The organism is Pinisolibacter sp. DMC19, from assembly GCF_056313985.1.
The window spans coordinates 1-20,185 of sequence record NZ_JBQUZF010000006.1 but is presented as its reverse complement, the minus strand read 5'-3'; the positions used below and the strand labels follow the sequence as shown (position 1 = coordinate 20,185).

Annotated in this window: 16 protein-coding genes; 11 read left to right on the top strand and 5 right to left on the bottom strand. The window is 68.4% G+C overall.

Features of this window, described 5'->3' with window-relative positions; translation table 11 throughout:
- The first annotated feature begins 8 nt into the window (after window positions 1-8).
- Both hemJ and rho read left to right on the top strand, forming a co-directional pair.
- Window positions 9-539 (top strand): protoporphyrinogen oxidase HemJ, encoded by a 531-nt coding sequence (gene hemJ / locus ACT53U_RS15085; protein WP_476156407.1) that lies wholly within the window; start codon window positions 9-11, stop codon window positions 537-539.
- A 283-nt stretch (window positions 540-822) separates the two neighbouring features.
- Complete coding sequence (gene rho / locus ACT53U_RS15080; RefSeq protein WP_476156405.1) at window positions 823-2,088, top strand: transcription termination factor Rho; 1,266 nt, start codon at window positions 823-825, stop codon at window positions 2,086-2,088.
- 124 nt (window positions 2,089-2,212) lie between these two features.
- Here rho and ACT53U_RS15075 read toward each other — a convergent pair whose 3' ends face one another.
- The gene (locus ACT53U_RS15075) at window positions 2,213-4,243 is read right to left on the bottom strand and encodes a thioredoxin domain-containing protein (protein WP_476156403.1); all 2,031 of its coding nucleotides are present in this window, start codon (window positions 4,241-4,243) and stop codon (window positions 2,213-2,215) included.
- A gap of 74 nt (window positions 4,244-4,317) precedes the next feature.
- Between ACT53U_RS15075 and mnmE the strand changes: the two genes are divergently transcribed.
- From mnmE to ACT53U_RS15050, 5 genes are all read left to right on the top strand, one after another.
- Window positions 4,318-5,637, top strand: a complete 1,320-nt coding sequence (gene mnmE / locus ACT53U_RS15070) for a tRNA uridine-5-carboxymethylaminomethyl(34) synthesis GTPase MnmE (protein WP_476156401.1) — start codon at window positions 4,318-4,320, stop codon at window positions 5,635-5,637.
- A 71-nt stretch (window positions 5,638-5,708) separates the two neighbouring features.
- Window positions 5,709-7,571: a tRNA uridine-5-carboxymethylaminomethyl(34) synthesis enzyme MnmG gene (gene mnmG, locus ACT53U_RS15065; protein ID WP_476156399.1), complete on the top strand. Its 1,863-nt coding sequence runs from the start codon at window positions 5,709-5,711 to the stop codon at window positions 7,569-7,571.
- A 37-nt stretch (window positions 7,572-7,608) separates the two neighbouring features.
- On the top strand, window positions 7,609-8,268 hold the full coding sequence (rsmG, locus tag ACT53U_RS15060; RefSeq protein ID WP_476156397.1) for a 16S rRNA (guanine(527)-N(7))-methyltransferase RsmG: 660 nt from the start codon (window positions 7,609-7,611) through the stop codon (window positions 8,266-8,268).
- A complete protein-coding gene (locus ACT53U_RS15055) occupies window positions 8,265-9,092 on the top strand; it encodes a ParA family protein (RefSeq protein WP_476156395.1) in 828 nt (275 codons plus the stop codon). The genes rsmG and ACT53U_RS15055 overlap by 4 nt, the downstream gene beginning before the upstream one ends.
- Before the next feature lie 47 nt (window positions 9,093-9,139).
- A complete protein-coding gene (locus ACT53U_RS15050) occupies window positions 9,140-10,009 on the top strand; it encodes a ParB/RepB/Spo0J family partition protein (RefSeq protein ID WP_476156393.1) in 870 nt (289 codons plus the stop codon).
- Between the two features lie 74 nt (window positions 10,010-10,083).
- Here the strand turns inward: ACT53U_RS15050 and holA are convergent, their stop codons facing one another.
- Genes holA through leuS form a run of 3 tightly spaced genes read right to left on the bottom strand, consistent with a single transcriptional unit; the run spans window position 10,084 to window position 14,285 of the window.
- On the bottom strand, window positions 10,084-11,118 hold the full coding sequence (holA, locus tag ACT53U_RS15045) for a DNA polymerase III subunit delta (protein WP_476156391.1): 1,035 nt from the start codon (window positions 11,116-11,118) through the stop codon (window positions 10,084-10,086).
- Between the two features lie 28 nt (window positions 11,119-11,146).
- Window positions 11,147-11,680: an LPS assembly lipoprotein LptE gene (lptE, locus tag ACT53U_RS15040; protein WP_476156389.1), complete on the bottom strand. Its 534-nt coding sequence runs from the start codon at window positions 11,678-11,680 to the stop codon at window positions 11,147-11,149.
- Window positions 11,667-14,285, bottom strand: coding sequence for a leucine--tRNA ligase (gene leuS, locus ACT53U_RS15035; RefSeq protein WP_476156387.1), 2,619 nt, complete (start codon window positions 14,283-14,285; stop codon window positions 11,667-11,669). The genes lptE and leuS overlap by 14 nt, the downstream gene beginning before the upstream one ends.
- Before the next feature lie 261 nt (window positions 14,286-14,546).
- On the opposite strand from leuS, the gene ACT53U_RS15030 reads away from it, so the two are divergent.
- Window positions 14,547-15,218: a YggS family pyridoxal phosphate-dependent enzyme gene (locus tag ACT53U_RS15030; protein WP_476156385.1), complete on the top strand. Its 672-nt coding sequence runs from the start codon at window positions 14,547-14,549 to the stop codon at window positions 15,216-15,218.
- A 279-nt stretch (window positions 15,219-15,497) separates the two neighbouring features.
- Here the strand turns inward: ACT53U_RS15030 and ACT53U_RS15025 are convergent, their stop codons facing one another.
- The gene (locus ACT53U_RS15025) at window positions 15,498-16,046 is read right to left on the bottom strand and encodes a L,D-transpeptidase family protein (protein ID WP_476156383.1); all 549 of its coding nucleotides are present in this window, start codon (window positions 16,044-16,046) and stop codon (window positions 15,498-15,500) included.
- 187 nt (window positions 16,047-16,233) lie between these two features.
- Here ACT53U_RS15025 and ACT53U_RS15020 point away from each other — a divergent pair, with 187 nt between their 5' ends.
- From ACT53U_RS15020 to ACT53U_RS15010, 3 genes are all read left to right on the top strand, one after another.
- On the top strand, window positions 16,234-16,734 hold the full coding sequence (locus tag ACT53U_RS15020) for a rubrerythrin family protein (protein ID WP_476156381.1): 501 nt from the start codon (window positions 16,234-16,236) through the stop codon (window positions 16,732-16,734).
- 83 nt (window positions 16,735-16,817) lie between these two features.
- Window positions 16,818-17,750, top strand: coding sequence for a malate dehydrogenase (locus ACT53U_RS15015; RefSeq protein ID WP_476156379.1), 933 nt, complete (start codon window positions 16,818-16,820; stop codon window positions 17,748-17,750).
- Between the two features lie 209 nt (window positions 17,751-17,959).
- A complete protein-coding gene (locus ACT53U_RS15010; RefSeq protein ID WP_476156377.1) occupies window positions 17,960-20,044 on the top strand; it encodes a methyl-accepting chemotaxis protein in 2,085 nt (694 codons plus the stop codon).
- Window positions 20,045-20,185 lie beyond the last annotated feature (141 nt).

Here is a 20,185-nt window from a genome sequence, read left to right as displayed (position 1 = left end):
GTGACGGCATGGCGGCGACGCAGAGCGAAGTGATGACCCGAGCGACGCGGGCGATCGTCTTTCTGGCGATCACCGGCGGTGCGCTCGGTCTCTCGGTCTGGGGGATCGGCCCCCGGGGCTACGAGTGGATCAAGTCGCTTCACGTGATCGCCGTCATCTCGTGGATGGCCGGGATGCTCTATCTGCCGCGGCTCTTCGTCTACCACTGCGGCGTCGCGGTCGGGTCCGAGGCGTCGGAGACGTTCAAGGTGATGGAGCGCAAGCTGATGCGCTACATCATCAACCCGGCGATGATCGTCGCCTGGGTGGCGGGTCTGTGGATCGCCATCGTGATGTTCGGCTTCAAGGGCGGCTGGCTTCACGCCAAGCTCGCGCTGGTGCTGGGGCTTTCGGCGGCGCACGGCTATTTCGCCAAGGCGGTCGCTGACTTCGCCCGCGACGAGGGCCGGCGCGATCATCGCTTCTGGCGCTTCATGAACGAGGTGCCGACGCTGATCATGATCGCCGTCGTCATCCTGGTGATCGTCAAGCCGTTCTGACGTCCGGTCGACCCGGGTTTCCGGCCGGGATCCGATGGTCCGAGACGGGGGCTTGTGCGAAGCGGCCGGAATCGCTATTTTCCCGCCACCTTCCTCAGAGACGGTTCTTCACGGCGTACGCGCCGGAAGTTCGGAGGTCCGGCAGAGCCGCTCCCCGTTTCGTTCCCCCCTCTCGCATGCCGCGGACGTCTCGTCCTTCATCGCTGCGGCATCGGACATCAAGCAAGACGTCGCCCGGCATCGTGCCGGCACCGATCGTCCATCCGTCAGAGATCCCCCCTCCATGCAGCAGCTCAAGCTCCAGGACCTCAAGTCCAAGTCGCCGACCGAACTCCTCGCCTTCGCCGAGGAACTCGAGGTCGAGAACGCCTCCACCATGCGCAAGCAGGAGCTGATGTTCGCGATTCTCAAGCAGCTGGCGGCGCGCGAGGTCGAGATCATCGGCGAAGGCGTCGTCGAGGTGCTGCAGGACGGCTTCGGCTTCCTGCGTTCGCCCGACGCCAACTATCTGCCCGGTCCCGACGACATCTACGTGTCGCCCTCGCAGATTCGCCGCTTCTCGCTCAGGACCGGCGACACGGTCGAGGGTCACATCCGATCCCCGAAGGAAGGCGAGCGCTATTTCGCGCTGCTGAAGGTCAACACGATCAACTTCGAGGATCCGGAGCGCGCCCGTCACAAGGTCAACTTCGACAACCTGACGCCGCTCTATCCCGAGAGCCGCTTCAAGATGGAGCCGGAGGAGCCGACGTCCAAGGACATGTCGGCCCGCGTCATCGACATCGTCTCGCCGCTCGGCAAGGGCCAGCGCGCGCTGATCGTCGCCCCGCCGCGCACCGGTAAGACGGTGCTCCTCCAGAACATCGCCCGCTCGATCACGTCCAATCATCCGGAATGCTTCCTGATCGTCCTGCTGATCGACGAGCGTCCGGAAGAAGTGACCGACATGCAGCGCACGGTGAAGGGCGAGGTCGTCTCCTCGACCTTCGACGAGCCGGCCTCGCGTCACGTCCAGGTCGCCGAGATGGTGATCGAGAAGGCCAAGCGTCTGGTCGAACACGGCCGTGACGTCGTCATCCTGCTCGACTCGATCACCCGCCTCGGCCGCGCCTACAACACCGTCGTTCCGTCCTCGGGCAAGGTGCTGACCGGCGGTGTCGACGCCAACGCTCTGCAGCGGCCGAAGCGCTTCTTCGGCGCGGCGCGCAACATCGAGAACGGCGGTTCGCTGACCATCATCGCCACGGCGCTGATCGAGACCGGCAGCCGCATGGACGAAGTGATCTTCGAAGAGTTCAAGGGCACCGGCAACTCCGAGATCATTCTCGACCGCAAGGTGGCCGACAAGCGCGTCTTCCCGTCGATCGACATCACGCGCTCCGGCACCCGCAAGGAAGAGCTGCTGGTCCCGGCCGACGTGCTCAAGAAGACCTATGTGCTGCGCCGCATCCTCACGCCGATGGGCACGGTCGACGCGATCGAGTTCCTGCTCGACAAGCTGCGTCAGACCAAGCGCAACGCCGACTTCTTCGATTCGATGAACACCTGATCGAATCGGCAGCGTATCGAACGACGAAGGCCCCGGAGCGATCCGGGGCCTTCTGCGTTTGGCACCGTGTTTCACGTGAATCCGTGTGACACGGTCGAATCGGTTTCAATCCGACGAAAGGTGATCAGACGTAGCGCCCGGTTTCGAGCAGTGTCCGGAGCGGCCCCGGTTCGGTCAGCGGCAGACCGCACGATCCTTCGCGGCAGACCCAGGCGGTCGGCAGACCGTCGATCGCCGGCTTGCCGTGCGCCGGGTGGGATGCGGGGAGGCCGGCGGTCGATTCGGTTTCGAACAGAATGATCCGGGGGTCGGTCGATTCGAAGACGACACGACGCAGCGGCGCTGCGTCCGTTCCATGTGGCACGACCAGAACCACCTCGACCGCGCCGATGGCGAAATCGAGCGCGGTCGACAGCGAGGCCGTCGACCAGATGTCGGCGAGCATGGTGGTCGAGAGCCTGGTCAGGACCGTCTCGGCGCGCTCGTGCCACCGTGCCTCGCCGGTCAGCGTCGCCAGCCGGATGCAGTTGTCGAGCGCGACCGACATCGGGTTCGGCGTCGCGTCGTCCTTGGTCGGGGCAGGGCGCACCACCAGAGCTTCGGCATCGTCGGCGGTGAGGAACCAGCCGCCGGCCGGATCGGCGTGGTGTCGGTCGAGTGCCTCCATCCAGCGCACCGCATCGGCCAGCCACGGATCGCGGCCGAGCGTCTCGGCGAGGATGACTGCGGCGCGCGCCATGTGGGCGAGGTCGGAGGCGAGGCCGGGGAAGACGTCGCGGCCGTCGCGATGGGCATGGGCGAGGCGATCGCCGCGGCTCATGGAATCGGCGACGAAACGATAGGCGCCGATCGCGAGCTCGATCCAGTCCGGCCGATCGAGCCGACGGCCGACCTCGACCAGGGCATGGATGGTCGCGCCGTTCCAGTCGGCGAGGACCTTGTCGTCGAGGGCCGGACGGATACGGGTCTCACGGCGGGCGAAGAGCTTCGCCCGCGCCGCAGCCAAGCGCGCCTCGCGGTCGCGGTCCCAGCGGCCGGTGTCCTCGAGGCGGGAGAGGACGACCTTGCCTTCCCAGTTGCCCTGCGGCGAGACGTCGTAGGCAGCGGCGAACTCGGCAGCGTCGGGGCCGAGGATCTCGCGGATCTCGGCATCGCTCCAGACGTAGAACTTGCCTTCCTCGTGTTCGCTGTCGGCGTCGAGCGCCGAGGCGAAGGCGCCGCCGGGGAGACGCATCTCGCGGGCGAGCCAGCCGACAGTCTCTTCGATTCGGGCGCGGAACGACGGGTGGCCGGTCGAGGTCCAGGCCCGGCCGAGCAGCGGCAGCAGCTGGGCGTTGTCGTAGAGCATCTTCTCGAAATGCGGGACGAGCCAGCGTTCGTCGGTCGAGTAGCGGGCGAAGCCGCCGCCGAGGTGGTCATAGATGCCACCGCGCCCCATGCGCTCGAGCGTCAGGGTGACCGCATCGGCCGCCTGCCGTCCGGCGCGTCGCCGCGAGGCCGACCAGAAGAAGTCGAGGATCGGCGTCTGCGGGAACTTCGGCGCAGAGCCGACACCGCCGTTGACCGGGTCGACCATGCCGAGCAGACGATCGGCGACGGCATTGAGGAAGTCGACACCCAGCGACGGCGTCGGTCCGGTCGCCGCGCGCGCCGCCAGACGGCGATGGACCGCGCCGGCGTTCTTGTCGCATTTGTCGGGTTCCTCGCGCCACAGGCGTGCCATTTCCTCGAGCACCGGAATGATGCCGGGATGGCCCCATTTGGCTTCACGTGGGAAATAGGTGCCGCCCCAATAGGGCCGGCCGGCGGGATCGAGGAACATGGTCAGCGGCCAGCCGCCGCGCTCGTTGAAGGCGTGGAGCGCCGTCATGTAGATGTGGTCGATGTCGGGGCGCTCCTCGCGATCGACCTTGATGTTCACGAAATGCCGGTTCATCACCGCCGCGACATCGGGGTCCTCGAAGGACTCGTGCGCCATCACGTGGCACCAATGGCAGGCGGCATAGCCGATCGACAGCAGAATCGGCTTGTTCTTCTCCGCCGCTTCGGCCAAGGCTTCCGGGCCCCAGGGGCGCCAATGGACCGGATTGTCGGCATGGGCGATCAGATAGGGGCTGGCGGTGTCGGCGAGCAGGTTGCGATCGGGCAGGGGCAAGGTCGTCTCCGCGCGGATGGGCCGTGATGAAACTGGCGCGCCGGAGCGCGTCGGCAAGGAGCCGTGAACGAGGAATGAGCACGATCTATGCCATGGCGAGTGGTGGCTTGCCGAGCGGCGTCGCGGTCATGCGGGTCAGCGGACCGGCCTGCCGCGTCGTGCTCGAGGCGACGATCGGCCGTGTGCCGGCGCCGCGCATGGCGACGCTCGCATCGATTCGGGACCGATCCGGTTCGCCGATCGATCGCGGCTTGGTGCTGTGGTTCCCGGCGCCGGGCTCCTTCACCGGCGAGGACGTGATCGAGTTCCAGGTCCACGGCTCGCGCGCCGTGGTCCGTGCGCTCGCCGATCTGCTCGGCTCGTTCGACGACGTGCGCCCGGCCGAGGCCGGCGAGTTCACACGACGCGCCTTCCTCTCCGGCCGACTGGATCTGACCGAGGTCGAAGGCCTCGCCGATCTCCTCGCCGCCGAGACCGAGGCGCAGCGTCGGCAGGCGCTGGCCCAGAGCGAGGGCTCGCTGCGGCGGCTCTACGACGGTTGGCGCTCCGACCTGATCGATGCGCGCGCGGCGATCGAGGCCGATCTCGATTTCGCCGACGAGGACGACATCCCGGATTCGATCGCCGATCGCGCCTTCGCCATCGCCGAGACGACGATGGAATCGGTTTCGAAACATCTCGGCGACGCCCGGCGCGGCGAGCGGCTGCGCGACGGGTTGCAGGTGGTGATCGTCGGCCCGCCCAATGCCGGCAAATCGAGCCTGCTCAACCATCTCGCCCGGCGCGACGTCGCCATCGTCTCGGAGGAGGCGGGGACGACGCGCGACGTGCTCGAGGTGCATCTCGATCTCGCCGGCTGTCCGGTGACGCTGGTCGACACGGCGGGTCTGCGTGAGGCCTCGAACCAGGTCGAGCGAGAGGGTATAAGGCGTGCGCTCGAGCGGGCGCGGTCGGCGGATCTGATCCTGTCGGTCGGTGCACCCGATGCGAAACACGAGGTGACCGATGGTGTCGATGCGCCGACCTGGCTGATCGACGCCAAGAGCGATCTCGGCATCGGTGTCGCTGTAGCCGTCGATCCGACCACCGCGCGTTTCGCGGTGTCGACGGTGACCGGCGAGGGCGTCGATGCGCTGGTCGCGGCGCTCGGTGTCTTCGCGACGGAAGCCCTGTCGGGGAGTGGCGCCGAGGCGGTTCCGACCCGGGAGCGGCATCGCGTTCTTCTCGGCGGCGTGGTGAAAAGCCTCGACCGAGCGATTCAGACTCGAAACGATCTCGTTCTGGCAGCGGAACATCTGCGGCGTGCGACCGACGCTCTGGGGCGGCTCACGGGGCGGGTGGACGTCGAAGATCTGCTGGATCGCGTGTTCTCCAGCTTCTGCATCGGCAAATGATCGGTGTGTTTCACGTGAATCAGTCGATTCGATTCCGTTTCGAATCCGATGAATGACATGACGGGTACGACATGACGAATGGCACGGTGATCGTGATCGGTGGCGGACATGCGGGCGTCGAGGCGGCGGCCGCGGCGGCGCGGGCGGGGGCGGCGACGCGGCTCGTCACCCATCGCTTCGAGACGATCGGCGCGATGTCCTGCAACCCGGCGATCGGCGGGCTCGGCAAGGGTCATCTCGTCCGCGAGATCGACGCGCTTGGCGGCGTCATGGGTCGAGCGGCCGATCTCGGCGGCATCCAGTTCCGCCTGCTCAATCGCCGCAAGGGTCCGGCGGTGCGCGGCCCACGGGCGCAGATGGATCGGCGACTCTATGCCCGCGCCGTCCAGGCGGCGGTGACGGCGACCGAGGGGCTCGAGGTGATCGAGGGCGAAGCGGCGTCGCTGGCCTTCGAGGGAACCCGCGTCGTCGGCGTTCGGCTCGCCGACGGGCGGGTGCTCGCGGCCGATGCGGTCGTCGTCGCATCCGGCACCTTCCTCAACGGGCTGATGCACGTCGGTCACGACAAGACCTCCGGCGGCCGGGTCGGCGATCCGGCGGTCGTCGGCTTCTCCGATGCGTTGACGGCGGCGGGTCTGACGCTCGGTCGGCTCAAGACCGGCACGCCGGCGCGGCTCGACGGTCGGACCATCGCCTGGGATCGGGTCGAGATGCAGGAGGGCGACGACGTCCCCTCGACCTTCTCGATGCTGACCGACCAGATCGAGACGCCGCAGATCCGTTGCGGCATCACCCGGACGACCGACGCGACCCATGCGGTGATCCGCGCCAATCTCGACCGCTCGGCGATGTACGGCGGTCAGATCGACAGTCGCGGTCCGCGCTACTGTCCGTCGATCGAGGACAAGATCGTCCGCTTCGGCGATCGCGAAGGCCATCAGATCTTCCTCGAGCCCGAGGGGCTCGACGATCCGACGGTCTATCCCAACGGGCTTTCGACTTCCCTGCCGGCCGACGCGCAGATCGCGCTGCTCCGGACCATTCCCGGGCTCGAGGCGGTCGAGATCTTTCGCCCCGGCTATGCCATCGAATACGACCACGTCGACCCACGCGGGCTCGAGCCGACGCTGGAAGCCAAGGGCATGGCCGGCCTGTTCCTCGCCGGGCAGATCAACGGTACCACCGGCTACGAGGAAGCGGCGGCACAGGGGCTGGTCGCCGGCGTCAATGCGGCGCGGCGGGCGCGTGGGCGCGACGGGGTGACCTTCTCGCGGGCCGAGAGCTACATCGGCGTGATGATCGACGATCTCGTCACCCGCGGCATCACCGAGCCCTATCGCATGTTCACCTCGCGCGCCGAGTTCCGCCTGAGCCTGCGCGCCGACAATGCCGATCGCCGTCTGACCCCGCTCGGGATTGAACTGGGGCTGGTCGACGACGAGCGGCGGCGGCGGTTCGAGGCCAAGGCTGCGGCGATCGCCGATGTCGAGGCGCGGCTCGAAGGATTGTCGCTGACGCCGAACGAGGCGGAGAAGGTCGGGCTCGCGGTCAATCAGGACGGACGGCGGCGCTCGGCCTTCGAGATCCTGGCGCATCCGGAGGTCGACTTCGCGCGGCTGGCGACGATCTGGCCGGATCTCGCCGACGTCGCCGACGCGGTCGCCGAGCAGGTCGAGATCGACGCGAAATATGCCGTCTATCTCGATCGCCAGGCCGACGACATGGCGCGGCTGAAGCGCGACGAGGCGGTGGCGCTGCCGGCCGAGCTCGACTACGCCACCATGGCCGGGCTCTCCAACGAGATCCGCCAGAAGCTGCAGTCGGCACGGCCGGGAACGCTCGGTCAGGCGGCACGGATCGACGGTGTGACACCGGCGGCATTGACGCTCGTTCTGGCGCATGTACGCAAATTGCAGGCGGCGAAATCGGCCTGAACGATTCGAAACGGGACATGGATTCGGAACCGATACGATGACCGGCGACCCCTTTGTGCTCCTTCGGGACATCATGCCCGTTTCACGTGAAACAGAGGAACGACTCGCCGTCTATGTCGAGCTGGTCCGCAAATGGCAGAAGAGCCAGAACCTCGTCGCGCCCTCGACGCTGCCCGACATCTGGCGGCGACACGTCGCCGATTCCGTCCAGACGCTCGCGGCGGTGCCGGATGCGAAGACCTGGATCGACTTCGGATCCGGCGCCGGATTTCCCGGTCTGGTGACGGCGATCCTGCTCGCCGACGTGGAGGGCGCGCGCGTCCACCTCGTCGAGAGCAACAAGGGCAAGGCCGCGTTCCTGCGGACGGTGGCCCGCGAGACCGGCGCGCCCGCTACGGTCCACGCCGAGCGGATCGAGGATTTTCAGGAAAACTTCGCCGAATCGGTCGATGCGGTGTCGGCGCGAGCGCTTGCGCCGCTCGTCACGCTCGTCGGTTGGGCGGCACCGCATGTGGCGCGCGGGGCCGTCGCCGTTTTCCACAAGGGACAAGATTTTGCGGCTGAAGTGCGCGAAGCCACTCTATCTTGGAATCTGGACGTGGTAGAACAGATCAGTCGGATCGATCCCGCGGGGCGGTTGATCCTCATCCGACGGATCGTTCCGAAAGACCCGGGTTCCAGGAGCATCGATCGATGACCGACCTGACGAAGTCGCCGCGCGTTCTCGCCCTCGCCAACCAGAAGGGCGGCGTCGGCAAGACCACGACCGCGATCAATCTCGGCACGGCCCTGGCGGCGATCGGCGAGGAGGTTCTGATCCTCGACCTCGATCCCCAGGGCAATGCCTCGACCGGCCTCGGCATCGCCCGGCGCGAGCGCAAGCGTTCGACCTACGACGTGCTGGTCGGCGACTGCGGTCTCGACGACGTGCTGATCGAGACCGCCGTGCCGCGGCTGTGGGTCGCGCCGTCGACCCTTGATCTGCTCGGCGTCGAGCTGGAGATCGCCTCCCATGCCGACCGCGCCTTCCGGCTGCGTCGCGCGCTCGCCGACTACATCGCTTCCGCCGGCGCCGATCGGCCGCATTTCTCCTACGTGCTGGTCGACTGCCCGCCGTCGTTGAACCTGCTGACGATCAACGCCATGTGCGCGTCGCATTCGGTGCTGGTGCCGCTGCAGTGCGAGTTCTTCGCGCTCGAGGGCCTGTCGCAGCTCCTGTCGACGGTCGAGCAGGTCAAGACGACGCTCAACCCGCAGTTGTCGATTCACGGCATCGTGCTGACCATGTACGACGCTCGCAACAATCTCTCGGGTCAGGTGGTCGCCGACGTGCGCGAGCACATGGGCGATACGGTCTACGAGACGGTCATTCCGCGCAACGTGCGCATTTCCGAGGCGCCGTCCTACGGCAAGCCGGCGCTGCTCTACGACCTCAAGTCGGCGGGCAGCCAAGCCTATCTGCGGCTCGCCTCCGAGATCATCCAGCGCGAGCGCCGCTTCAAGGCCGACGCGGCGGCGTGAGGCCGTCCGAGACGAGATCCGAACCGATCGACAGACGGGAGACGACGATGGAAGAGCGCAAGCGTCTGGGGCGTGGTCTGGCGGCCCTGCTCGGCGACATGGCCGAACCGGAGACGATGAGCGAGCAGGCGCGCGCCGGCTCCAAGCGCGTGCCGATCGATCTGGTCCATCCCAATCCGCGCAATCCGCGCCGTCATTTCGGCGAGGACGAACTCGCGGATCTGGCGCAGTCGATCAAGGAGAAGGGCGTCGTCCAGCCGATCCTGGTGCGATCGGCGCCGGGGCGGGCGAACCACTTCGAGATCATCGCCGGCGAGCGTCGCTGGCGGGCGTCGCAGAAGGCGGGGCAGCACGACATTCCGGTGATCGTGCAGGAGGTCTCCGACAAGGAGGCGCTCGAGCTCGCGATCATCGAGAACGTCCAGCGCTCCGATCTCAACGCGATCGAAGAGGCCGTCGGCTACGAGCAGCTGATCGCCGAATTCGCCTATACGCAGCAGGATCTCGGCCAGGTCATCGGCAAGAGCCGCAGCCATGTCGCCAACACGCTGCGCCTGCTCAAGCTGCCCGATCCGGTCAAGGAGCATCTGCGCGAGGGTCGGCTGACCGCCGGTCACGCCCGTGCGCTGATCACCGCGGCCGATCCGGTGGGTCTCGCCGAGCGGATCGTCGAGGAAGGCCTGACGGTGCGCGACGCCGAGCAGCTGGCGCAGGCGCCGGCGGTGGGCGAGGCGAAGCCGGCCAAGCCGAAGAAGGCCAAGGACGCCGACACGCTGGCGCTGGAGGCCTCGCTCACCGAGCTTCTCGGGCTCGCCGTGGCGATCGACCACAAGGCCGACGGTTCGGGCCGGGTCGAGATCAAGTATCGCAGCCTCGAGCAGCTCGACGACATCGTGCGTCGCCTGAAGGACGGCTGAGGCCGGTCCGGTGATCGGGAAAGAGGGCGGCTTCGGCCGCCTTTTTTGTTGCCTGTGCGGCATCGTGAGGGGCTTCAGCGCCGGTCGGCGGCGCGGGCGGCCCGTGCCAGCGTGAGCGCCACGTCGGAGACGACGGCTTCGGCGAGCGTCGGCATGGTGCGGCTGCGCAGCAGGCCCTCGTCGAGCAGGCGGGCGGCGCGCTCGAGGCGTTCGCGGTTCCACAGGCCGAGCTGGCGGACGAAGGCGTCGCGGCGGCGGAAGAAGATCGGCGGCTGGACGCCGGCGACGACGGTCGCGGCGCTGCGGCCCTGGCCGATCTCGGCACGCAGGCGCTCGAGCAGCTGGAAATGCCGCATCAGGGCGGAGGCGGCGACCGAGACGTGGGTTCCGGAACTCGCCAGCCGCGTCAGCAGCCGATCGGCGCCGACGGGGTCGCCACCGGCGACGGCGTCGATGAACTCGTCCATCGCCAGTGCCGAGGCGTCGCCGACGATCGCCTCGACGTCGGCGAGCGTCACCTTCTTCTGCCCGTGAGCATAGAGGCAGAGTTTGCGGATCTCGCCGCGCGAGGCGAGACGGTCGCCGCCGAGATTGGCCTCGAGCATCTCACGGGCGTCGCGATCGATCGAGAGGCCGGCCTCCTGCAGTTCGCGATCGACGAGGCGGGCGATGTCCTGGGCGCCGTCGGCATAGCAGGCGATGGCGAGCGCCGAGGCACTGTCCTCGATCTTCTTGCGCAGCGGCGCCGTCTTCTTCAGGTCGCCGGCCTCGAGCACCACGAGGCTGCCCTTGGCGGGTTCGTCGAGCAGCGGCTGGACGGCCGGAAGGATCGCTCGGGCGCCGCAGTCGCGGACCCAGACGACGCGGCGCGAGCCGAAGAGCGAGATGGTGCGGGCCTCGTCGACGAGGCGGGCGGGGTCGGAGACGAGTTCCGCGCCGTCGAGGCGGACGAGGGAGAACGGGTCGTCGCCCGGGCTCGCGGCGCGGACGATCGCCGTGGCGCGTTCGGTGACGAGCCCGTCGTCGGGCCCGTGGACGAGGACGACGCCCCAGCGCTCGCCGGGAGCCTTCAGGAAGGCGTCGACCTCGTGGGCCTTGAGGACCGTCATCGCGCCCGCTCCACGACGTGAGCGCCCATCAGGGCGCCGGATGCTCGGCGAACCAGACGGCGATCTTGGTACGGATGTCGAGGGCGATCGCCTGAGCGGCGCGGTTCTCGGCATCGCGCTTGGCGCGGACGTCGGCGAAACGCTGCTGCGAATAGTCGTAGGCGGCGTTGGCGAAGGACGTGCCGGTGACCAGGGTCTTGTTGGAGCCGGCCTCGGTCAGCACCCAGTTGGCGGAGATCTGGTCGATGTGGCCGGTCGCGAGATTGGCGTAACGGTCGACGCCGACGGCGGTGTCGACGTCGGTAACCGCGATCTCGAGCCGCCAGCGCGTCGTCGTCGGCTCGCCGGCGCCGCCGGAGAAGCCGAAGACCAGATCGTTGCGGATCTGCTGGCCGATCCGGCCCGAGGTCTTGACGTCGACGTCCTTCAGCGCGGCGGTCGTGCCGCCCGAGGAGCCGTAGAGCGGTCGGATGCCCGTCGTCGTGCAGCCCGAGAGGGCGAGGCCGGCGACGAGGAGGCCCGCGACGGCGAGCGGGCGAAGGCCACGGTCAGGCGACGACATTGACGATTCTCCCGGGTACCACGATGACCTTCTTCGGCGGATTGCCGCCGAGCGCGGCGGCGACCGCCTCGAGGGCGAGGGTCGCTTCGCGCACGGCAGCTTCGTCCGCATCGCGGGCGATCGTCAACTCCGCGCGCTTCTTGCCGTTGACCTGCACCGGCAGGGTGACGGTGTCGTCGACGACGAGGGCACGATCGACGCTCGGCCAGGCGGCGTCGGCGACGAGGCCGGTGCGGCCGAGCGCGGTCCAGCACTCTTCGGCGAGATGCGGCATCATCGGGGCGATCATGCGCACCAGTGCGTCGACCGCCTCCTCGATCGCCGCGGCGAGGCTGGCGTCGGCCTTGACGGCATCGGGCTGGGCCAGAACGCGGCCGATGGCGTTGGCGAACTCGTAGAGGCGGGCGACGGCGCGGTTGAAGCCGAGCTTCTCGATGTCGTCCTCGACCGCAGCGACGGTCTTGTGGGTGGCCTTGGCGAGCGCCAGGGCGGTCGCAGAGCGGTCACCGGTGCCGGCACCGCCGATCAGCTCGACGGCGTCGCCCACGAGCCTCCAGACGCGCTGGACGAAGCGATGGGCGCCCTCGACGCCGGCCTCGGTCCAGATCACGTCGCGATCCGGCGGGCTGTCGGAGAGGACGAACCAGCGCGCCGTGTCGGCGCCCCAAGTGGCGATGATGTCGGAAGGATCGACGGTGTTCTTCTTCGACTTCGACATCTTCTCGATCGAGCCGATGGCGACCGCGCCCGAGCCGTCCTTCATGCGGGCGGTGCGGCCGGCGTCGGTCTCGTCGATGACGATGTCGGCCGGCGAGACCCAGTGGCCGTCGGGGCCCTTGTAGGTCTCGTGGACGACCATTCCTTGTGTGAACAGGCCGGCGAAGGGCTCGTCGAGGCCGACGTGGCCGGTCGCCTTCATGGCGCGGGTGAAGAAACGCGAATAGAGCAGGTGCAGGATCGCGTGCTCGATGCCGCCGATGTACTGGTCGACCGGCAGCCAGCGGTCGGCGACCGCGCGGGTGGTCGGGCCTTCGGTGTTCCACGGGTCGGTGAAGCGGGCGAAGTACCAGGACGAATCGACGAACGTGTCCATCGTGTCCGTCTCACGGCGCGCCGGCTTGCCGCACTTGGGGCAGGCGACGTGCTTCCAGGTCGGATGATGGTCGAGCGGGTTGCCCGGCTTGTCGAAGCTGGCGTCGTCGGGCAGCAGCACCGGCAGCTGCTCCTTCGGCACCGGCACGGTGCGGCAGTCGTCGCAGTGGACGACCGGGATCGGGCAGCCCCAGTAACGCTGACGCGAGATCAGCCAGTCACGCAGGCGGAAGTTGACCTTGCGTTCGCCCTGCGGCGCGCCGTCGACGATCGTGCCCTCGAGGCGCTTGGCCACCGTGTCGAAGGCGGTGTCGACGTCGAGACCGTCGAGGAAGTCGGAGTTGAAGATCGAACCGTCGTCGACGAAAGCGACGTCGGCGACCGCGAAAGTCGCCGGATCGGCGTCCTTCGGCAGAACCACCGGCGTGACTTCGAGCCCGTACTTGCGGGCGAAGTCGAGGTCGCGCTGGTCATGGGCCGGGCAGCCGAAGATGGCGCCGGTGCCGTAGTCCATCAGGATGAAGTTGGCGACCCAGAGCGGCACCGTCTTGCCGGGGATGAAGGGATGCTTCACCCGCAGTCCGGTGTCGAAACCCTCCTTCTCGGCGGTCTCGAGCACGGCCACCGAGGTGCCCATGCGGCGGCACTTCTCCTGGAAGGCGGCGAGTTCGGCGTTGTTCTCGCCGAGGCTCTTGGCCAGCGGATGATCCGGCGACAGTGCGACGAAGGAGGCGCCGAACAGCGTGTCGGGGCGGGTGGTGAAGACCTTCACGGTCTTCTCGCCCTGCGGACCCGGCGTGGCGAGCTCGAAGCGGACCTCGAGGCCCTCCGACTTGCCGATCCAGTTGCGCTGCATCAGGCGCACCTTGTCCGGCCAGCGGTCGAGACCGTCGAGCGCCTTCAAGAGGTCATCGGAGAAGGCGGTGATGCGGAAGTTCCACTGCACCAGCTCCTTCTGCTCGACCAGAGCACCGGAGCGCCAGCCGCGGCCGTCGATCACCTGCTCGTTGGCGAGCACGGTCATGTCGACCGGGTCCCAGTTGACCTTGGAGGTGCGGCGATAGGCGAGGCCGGCGTCGAACATGTCGACGAACATCGCCTGCTGATGGCGGTAGTAGCCGGGGTGGCAGGTGGCGATCTCGCGATCCCAGTCGAGCGACAGGCCCATGGCCTTCAACTGGCCGCGCATGTAGGCGATGTTCTCGTAGGTCCACTTGGCGGGATGGACCTTCTTCTCGATGGCGGCGTTCTCGGCCGGCAGGCCGAAGGCGTCCCAGCCCATCGGATGGAGCACCGCGAAACCCTTGGCGCGCTTGTAGCGGGCCACCACGTCGCCCATCGTGTAGTTGCGCACGTGGCCCATGTGGATACGCCCCGACGGGTAGGGGAACATCTCGAGGACGTAGTACTTCGGCCGGGTGTCGTCGTTCCTGGTGGCGAAGACGGACTCGTCGGCCCAGGTCTTCTGCCATTTCGGTTCGGTCGTGCGGGGATTGTAGCGTTCAACGGCCATGGAGGGTTCGAAGTCCGTATCCGGGGATGGGGCGCGGGGCCTCGGCGCGCGGGCGCGAAGCGGCGCGAAATGCTCGGCCCGACCTTCAACAGAAAGCACCCCCTCGGTCAATGGTTCGAAGCCGCGCGGGGGCGGATTTCGGCGCGCGGGGGACGCTCCGCGACACCGATCGGAGGGGCGGCGCCGTCGTCGCGGCGGATGACGCGGGGCGATCGGGCGTGATATGCGGGCAACGACCCGCCCGACCACCCGGAGAGCCCCATGACCGCCGCCGACCGTCTCGCCGACATCCGCCGCCGCATCGTCCGCGCCGAAAGGTCGTCCGGTCGTCCGGACGGCGCCACGACGCTGGTCGCCGTCTCCAAGACCTTCGGCGTCGAGGACATCCGTCCGGTGATCGCGGCCGGTCAGCGGATCTTCGGCGAGAACCGGGTGCAGGAGGCCGCCGCCAAGTGGCCGATCCTGCGCGGCGAGACCGAGGGCATCGAGCTGCACCTGATCGGACCGCTGCAGTCCAACAAGGCGGCCGAGGCGGTGGCGCTGTTCGACGTGATCCACACGGTCGACCGCGACAAGATCGCCGCGGCGATCGCGGCGGAGGCGGTGAAGCAGGGACGCAAGCCGCGGCTCTTCGTTCAGGTCAACACCGGCGCCGAACCGCAGAAGGCCGGCATCGATCCGCGCGAGACGGTCGCCTTCGTCGAGCGCTGCCGCGGCGTGCATGGCCTCGCCATCGAGGGGCTGATGTGCATCCCGCCGGTCGAGGACGCGCCGGGTCCGCATTTCGCGCTGCTGGCGAAACTCGCGCGCGACTGCGGCGTCGGCGGTCTGTCGATGGGCATGTCGTCCGACTTCGAGATCGCCGTCGGTCTCGGCGCCAGCCACGTGCGGGTCGGCAGCGCGCTCTTCGGCGGTCGGTCGTATCCGGTCTGAGGTCGATGCACGGAAGACGAGTCGGCGTAATCGCTGCGACTCCGAGATGATTTCGCTTCCGAAATGATCGACCTCGAGCGAGACTCGTGGACGGGCATTCTCGAAGTGCGACGAGGGGTTGGGGCGGAGAACCCGGCGCGGCCGTCCTCGGCCTTGCCTGCGAATCCTGGAGGGGGTCGCTTTCGAATTCGATTCGCGATCGATCCGATTGCATCCGAAACGAGTCTGCGGGACGGGATGCACCGATGGCGAGTCTCGCGGCGGCGCGACGATCGTCGATCAGCCGATCACCATGACCGTGCGTCGGCCGAGGCGCGGCAGCAGGCGACGCATGTCGGCGGGGGCGAGGGCGACACAGCCGGCGGTGGGTTCATAGCCCGGGCGCGCGCAATGGAAGAAGATGGCGCTGCCGCGACCGATCGACCGCTGCCGGACATTGGCGTCGAGCACGATGACGATGTCGTAGAGCCCGTCGTCGCGCCGCATCACCTCGTGCGAGCGGGCGAAGGGCAGGTGGACCAGACGATTGTAGCGGCCGTCGCCGATGTCGTCGCACCAGCCGTCTTCCGGCCGGATCGGCACCAGCGGGAAGGGCGCCGCGACCGGCAGGCCGCGATCGTTGCGCAGGTAGCCGTGGAGCAGCGCGAAGCGGCCGATGGGTGTGGCGCCGTCGCCTTCCCGTTTCATCCGCGTGATACCGGAACGGCCAAGCGCACAGGGCAGCGTCAGGCCGGCGCCGGTCAGGATGCCGCGGGTCGGTCGGCCGGGCAGCGGGCGCACGCGCAGGACGATCGGCGGGCGAGGGGGGAAGGCGGTGCGGCGGGGCATGGCGGGCTTGCGAATCCGGTGGAGGCGCGATCCTCGCACCCCGGCCGGTCGGCGTCGAGCGCAGGGCTCGTCTGCCTACGGGTTTCGGCCGATGCCGACGGCGGCGAGCGAATCCTAGAATGCTTCGATCTTCACCGGAACCTGCGGCAGGACCGTCCCGGTCGGCCGCCACGAGAGGACGACCTCCATGTCGACGACCGACGATCTCGCATATGCCTTTGCCGGCGAATCGCAGGCCAATCGCAAGTATCTCGCCTGGGCCGAGAAGGCCGACGACGAAGGCATGCCCGGCGTCGCCAAGCTCTTCCGTGCGGTGGCGGCGGCCGAGACGGTCCATGCGCTCGCCCATCTCAAGGCAATGGGCGGCGTCGAGGCGACGGCGGCCAATCTCGAGAAGGCGATCGCCGGCGAGCACGAGGAGTTCACCGAGATGTATCCGCCGATGGTCGAGCGTGCCGAGGCGGAAGGAAACCGCAAGGCGGCGCGCTCGATGCGCTTCGCGCTCGAGGTCGAGAAGGTCCATCACGAGCTCTTCCAGGCGGCGCTCGCGGCGGTGAAGGCCGGGCGCGACCTCGGCGAGATCGAGCTGCACGTCTGCCCGGTCTGCGGTCACACGGTGATCGGCAAGGCGCCGGACGCCTGCCCGGTCTGCGGTGCGCGCGGCGAGTTCTACGACGCCGTGGACTGAGACGAGACCCGCTCCGCCCTGCCCGGGGGCTCGACCCTCGGCCGGGCGGAGCGGCCGATGCCGGACGGGGCAGGAGGCGATCCATGAAGATCACCGTGGTGGGAATGGGCGCGGTCGGCACCGAGGTGGTCGGCCATCTCTTGAACGCCGGCGTGGCGACGGAGATCGTCGCGATCGACAAGGCGATCGACAAGGCGCGGGCGGAGATCTGGGACTTCTCCCACATCACCTCCTTCATCTATGCGCAGAACCCGCGGCTGGTGGTCGGCGACTTCGACGACGCCAAGGACAGCGACATCGTGGTGATGACCGCCGGCGCCAACATCAAGCCGGGCCAGACCCGCGACATGCTGGTGAAGATCAACACCGCGATCATGCGCGAGGTCGTCGCCGAGGTGGAGCGGACCTCGCCGAACGCCATCGTGCTGACGGTGACCAACCCGGTCGACATCCTGACCCAGGTGGCGCTGCGCCATTCGTCGTTCCCGAAGGAGCGGGTGATCAGCCTCGGTACGATCATCGACACGGCGCGCTTCATGCGCATCGTCTCCGACCACGTCGGCATCGATCCGAAGAACATCTTCGGCTGGGTGATCGGCGATCATTCCGAGACGAGCTTCATCCCCTGGAGCCTGTGCAACGTCTGCGGCCTCGACATCGAGACCTATTGCGCACTGAACGGCGTGGCGCCGATCGACCGCGACGGCGTGCGGCAGCGGGTGATCCAGATCGGCCTCGACATCCTGGCGGGCAAGGGCAACACCAACCACGGCATCGCGGCGAGCGTCTATCGCATCATCCGGGCGATCGCCGGCGACGAACATTCGGTTCTGCCGGTCGGCACCCTGCTCGAGGGCGAATACGGCGTGCGCGATGCCGTGATGAGCGTTCCTTGTGTGATCGGCCGACAGGGGCGCGAACGCGTCGTCGCCTGCCGTTTCACGGACGAGGAACAGGTCGCCTTCGACACCTCGCACGCCCATGTCCTGTCGCTGCTCGCCAGCGCCGAGACGTGAGGGCCGTCGGCGAGGAACCCCTGTCGGAATTACTGTATTACGTAACGTAATTATTGGTGATCCTGTAACATTCTACAGGGGTCCGATCGACGATCCGTCGATGTTTCCTCGGAAACGTCGGTAAATTCATCGAACGTTAGTCATTCTCGCATTGGCTTTCCGGAGGATACGCGCGACCGCGCGTCGTCACGATGCCGGAGGCTCCGCCGATGCGGATGAAGACACTCTTCCTGCTGATCATCGCGATGATCGGTGTGGTGACCACCTTGACCAGCGGTTGGATCGCCCGCGACGCGTGGCTCCGACGGTCCGACGCCGTGGTCGCCCGGTCTCTCGTCGACGTGATGGCGGCAACCGCGCTCCTCAACGAGCGCATCGCGCTGGAGCGCGGACCCTACAACGTCCTCCTGAACAGCGACGCGATGCCGTCTGCGAAGGGGCTGGAAGAGGCGAAGAGCAAGCGGGCGGGCAACGACGCGGCGCTCGCCGCGCTCGCCGCCGCGGTCGAGGCCCTGCCGCGCGATCTGGCGGAGAGCTACCGGACCTACGCGAAGGAGGCGACGGCCAATCTCGCCAAGGCGCGCGGGATCGCCGATGTGGCTCTGGCCCGGCCGAAGGCGGATCGCGGCGAGGATGCCTTCCGCACCTTCCCCGATCTGCTGATCGCCATGACCGAGGCCGGCACGCGGGTGCTCGCCCGCCTTGAGACCGACATCCTGCACCGCGACCCCGACATCGGCCGCACCGTGCCGGTCATCGCGGTGGCGATGGAACTGCGCGACGTCGCGGGCACGCGGTCGTCCTGGCTCACCAGCTACGTCACCACGGGCAAGGCCTTCAGCCCGGAAACGTCTGCGCGGATGTGGGAATTCGACGGTCGCATCGATCAGGTGTGGAACCGTCTGGTCCGCAGCGTCGATCAGGCCGGCCGCGAGGGCGGTCTCGGTGCCGCGCTCGACAAGACGCGCGTCGAATTCGTCGAAAAGGCCGGCAAGCACTATGCCGAGATGGCGCGTCGTGCCCGCGAAGGGCGTGAACCCGGCGAGGACGTCTCGGTGTGGCGGCCCTGGACGACGACGGCGATGACCCACATCGTCGACCTGCGCGACGCGGCGCTCGCCCGCATCGTCGCCGATTCCGACGCGGACATCGGCAATGCCACGCGCGACTTCGCCCTGGCCGTGATCGCCTGGTTCGTGGCGACGACACTGGCCTTCGCCGCGGGACTGCTCGCCGATCGACGGGTCATCCGGCCGCTCGGCCATCTTTCGTCGGCCATCCGCTCGATCGCCGCGGGCGATCGCGAGGTCGCCCTGCCGGAGGTGCGGCGGGCGGACGAGATCGGCGAGATCGTCGGCGCCGTCGCGGTGCTGCGTGCGGCGAGCCTCGAAGCCGATCGGCTGCGCGCCGAGCAGGCCGGCGAGCGCGAACGGGCGGCGCGCGAACGTCAGGCGGCGACGGAGGAAGTCGCGGCGCGGCTGCAACAGACCATCGGCACGGTGATCGGTGCCGTCTCGGGTGCCGCCCGTCTGCTCGAGGGCGAGGCGCAGGGGATGAGCGAGACGGCAGCGACGTCGGTCGTCCATACCCGCGAGGCGGCGGCGCTGTCGGCCGACGTCGCCGGCAACGTGGCGACCGTCGCCGCGGCGGCCGAGGAGCTCTCGGCCTCGATCGACGAGATCGGCGCCCGCGTCGCCGACAGCTCCAACATCGCCCGCTCGGCCGTCGAGGAGGTCGACCGTGCCTCCGGCAAGATGCAGGGCCTCGAGGAGGCGAGCCGGCGCATCGCCGAGATCCTCGGCCTGATCGCCGACATCGCCGGCCAGACCAATCTCCTGGCGCTGAACGCCACCATCGAGGCGGCGCGTGCCGGCGAGGCGGGCCGGGGCTTCGCGGTGGTGGCGAGCGAGGTGAAGAACCTCGCCGGACAGACCGCCAAGGCGACGGAGGAGATCTCGCACCAGATCGCCGCCGTACAGAAGGCCAAGACCGAGGTCGCCGACGCGATCGCCGCGGTGGTCGGAACGATCCGGTCGATCGACGACCTGACGACGGCGATCGCCGCCACCGTCGAGGAACAATCGGCGACGACCCGCGACATCGCCGCCAACATCACCCGCGCCGCCGACCGCACCGAGACCGTCGTCCACGAGGTGGCCGACGTCGAGACCGCGGTCGAGGCGACGGGTGCCGCCGCCGGCAAGGTGCTCGACTCGGCGAGCGATCTCACCGCCCAGTCGTCGATCCTGTCGGAGGCGCTCGCCGACCTGATGCGTCAGATCCGGGCGGCGTGACGCCGTCGCCCCGTCCGAACGAGAACGCCCGCGGATCGGTCCGCGGGCGTTCTCGTCGTAAAACGGGGAAGCGGGACCCTTTCGGGGGAGGTCCGGTCGCGGTTTTGCCGGCCCGCGATCGGTCCCGTCGGATCCCGCTTC

What these genes read in the sequence shown, in the direction of transcription:
- hemJ (WP_476156407.1), top strand. Translation starts at nt 9, where the DNA reads ATGGCGGCGACGCAGAGCGAAGTGATGACCCGAGCGACGCGGGCGATC.
- rho (WP_476156405.1), top strand. Translation starts at nt 823, where the DNA reads ATGCAGCAGCTCAAGCTCCAGGACCTCAAGTCCAAGTCGCCGACCGAA.
- mnmE (WP_476156401.1), top strand. Translation starts at nt 4,318, where the DNA reads ATGAGCACGATCTATGCCATGGCGAGTGGTGGCTTGCCGAGCGGCGTC.
- mnmG (WP_476156399.1), top strand. Translation starts at nt 5,709, where the DNA reads ATGACGAATGGCACGGTGATCGTGATCGGTGGCGGACATGCGGGCGTC.
- rsmG (WP_476156397.1), top strand. Translation starts at nt 7,609, where the DNA reads ATGACCGGCGACCCCTTTGTGCTCCTTCGGGACATCATGCCCGTTTCA.
- ACT53U_RS15055 (WP_476156395.1), top strand. Translation starts at nt 8,265, where the DNA reads ATGACCGACCTGACGAAGTCGCCGCGCGTTCTCGCCCTCGCCAACCAG.
- ACT53U_RS15050 (WP_476156393.1), top strand. Translation starts at nt 9,140, where the DNA reads ATGGAAGAGCGCAAGCGTCTGGGGCGTGGTCTGGCGGCCCTGCTCGGC.
- holA (WP_476156391.1), bottom strand. Translation starts at nt 11,118, where the DNA reads ATGACGGTCCTCAAGGCCCACGAGGTCGACGCCTTCCTGAAGGCTCCC.
- lptE (WP_476156389.1), bottom strand. Translation starts at nt 11,680, where the DNA reads ATGTCGTCGCCTGACCGTGGCCTTCGCCCGCTCGCCGTCGCGGGCCTC.
- leuS (WP_476156387.1), bottom strand. Translation starts at nt 14,285, where the DNA reads ATGGCCGTTGAACGCTACAATCCCCGCACGACCGAACCGAAATGGCAG.
- ACT53U_RS15030 (WP_476156385.1), top strand. Translation starts at nt 14,547, where the DNA reads ATGACCGCCGCCGACCGTCTCGCCGACATCCGCCGCCGCATCGTCCGC.
- ACT53U_RS15025 (WP_476156383.1), bottom strand. Translation starts at nt 16,046, where the DNA reads ATGCCCCGCCGCACCGCCTTCCCCCCTCGCCCGCCGATCGTCCTGCGC.
- ACT53U_RS15020 (WP_476156381.1), top strand. Translation starts at nt 16,234, where the DNA reads ATGTCGACGACCGACGATCTCGCATATGCCTTTGCCGGCGAATCGCAG.
- ACT53U_RS15015 (WP_476156379.1), top strand. Translation starts at nt 16,818, where the DNA reads ATGAAGATCACCGTGGTGGGAATGGGCGCGGTCGGCACCGAGGTGGTC.
- ACT53U_RS15010 (WP_476156377.1), top strand. Translation starts at nt 17,960, where the DNA reads ATGCGGATGAAGACACTCTTCCTGCTGATCATCGCGATGATCGGTGTG.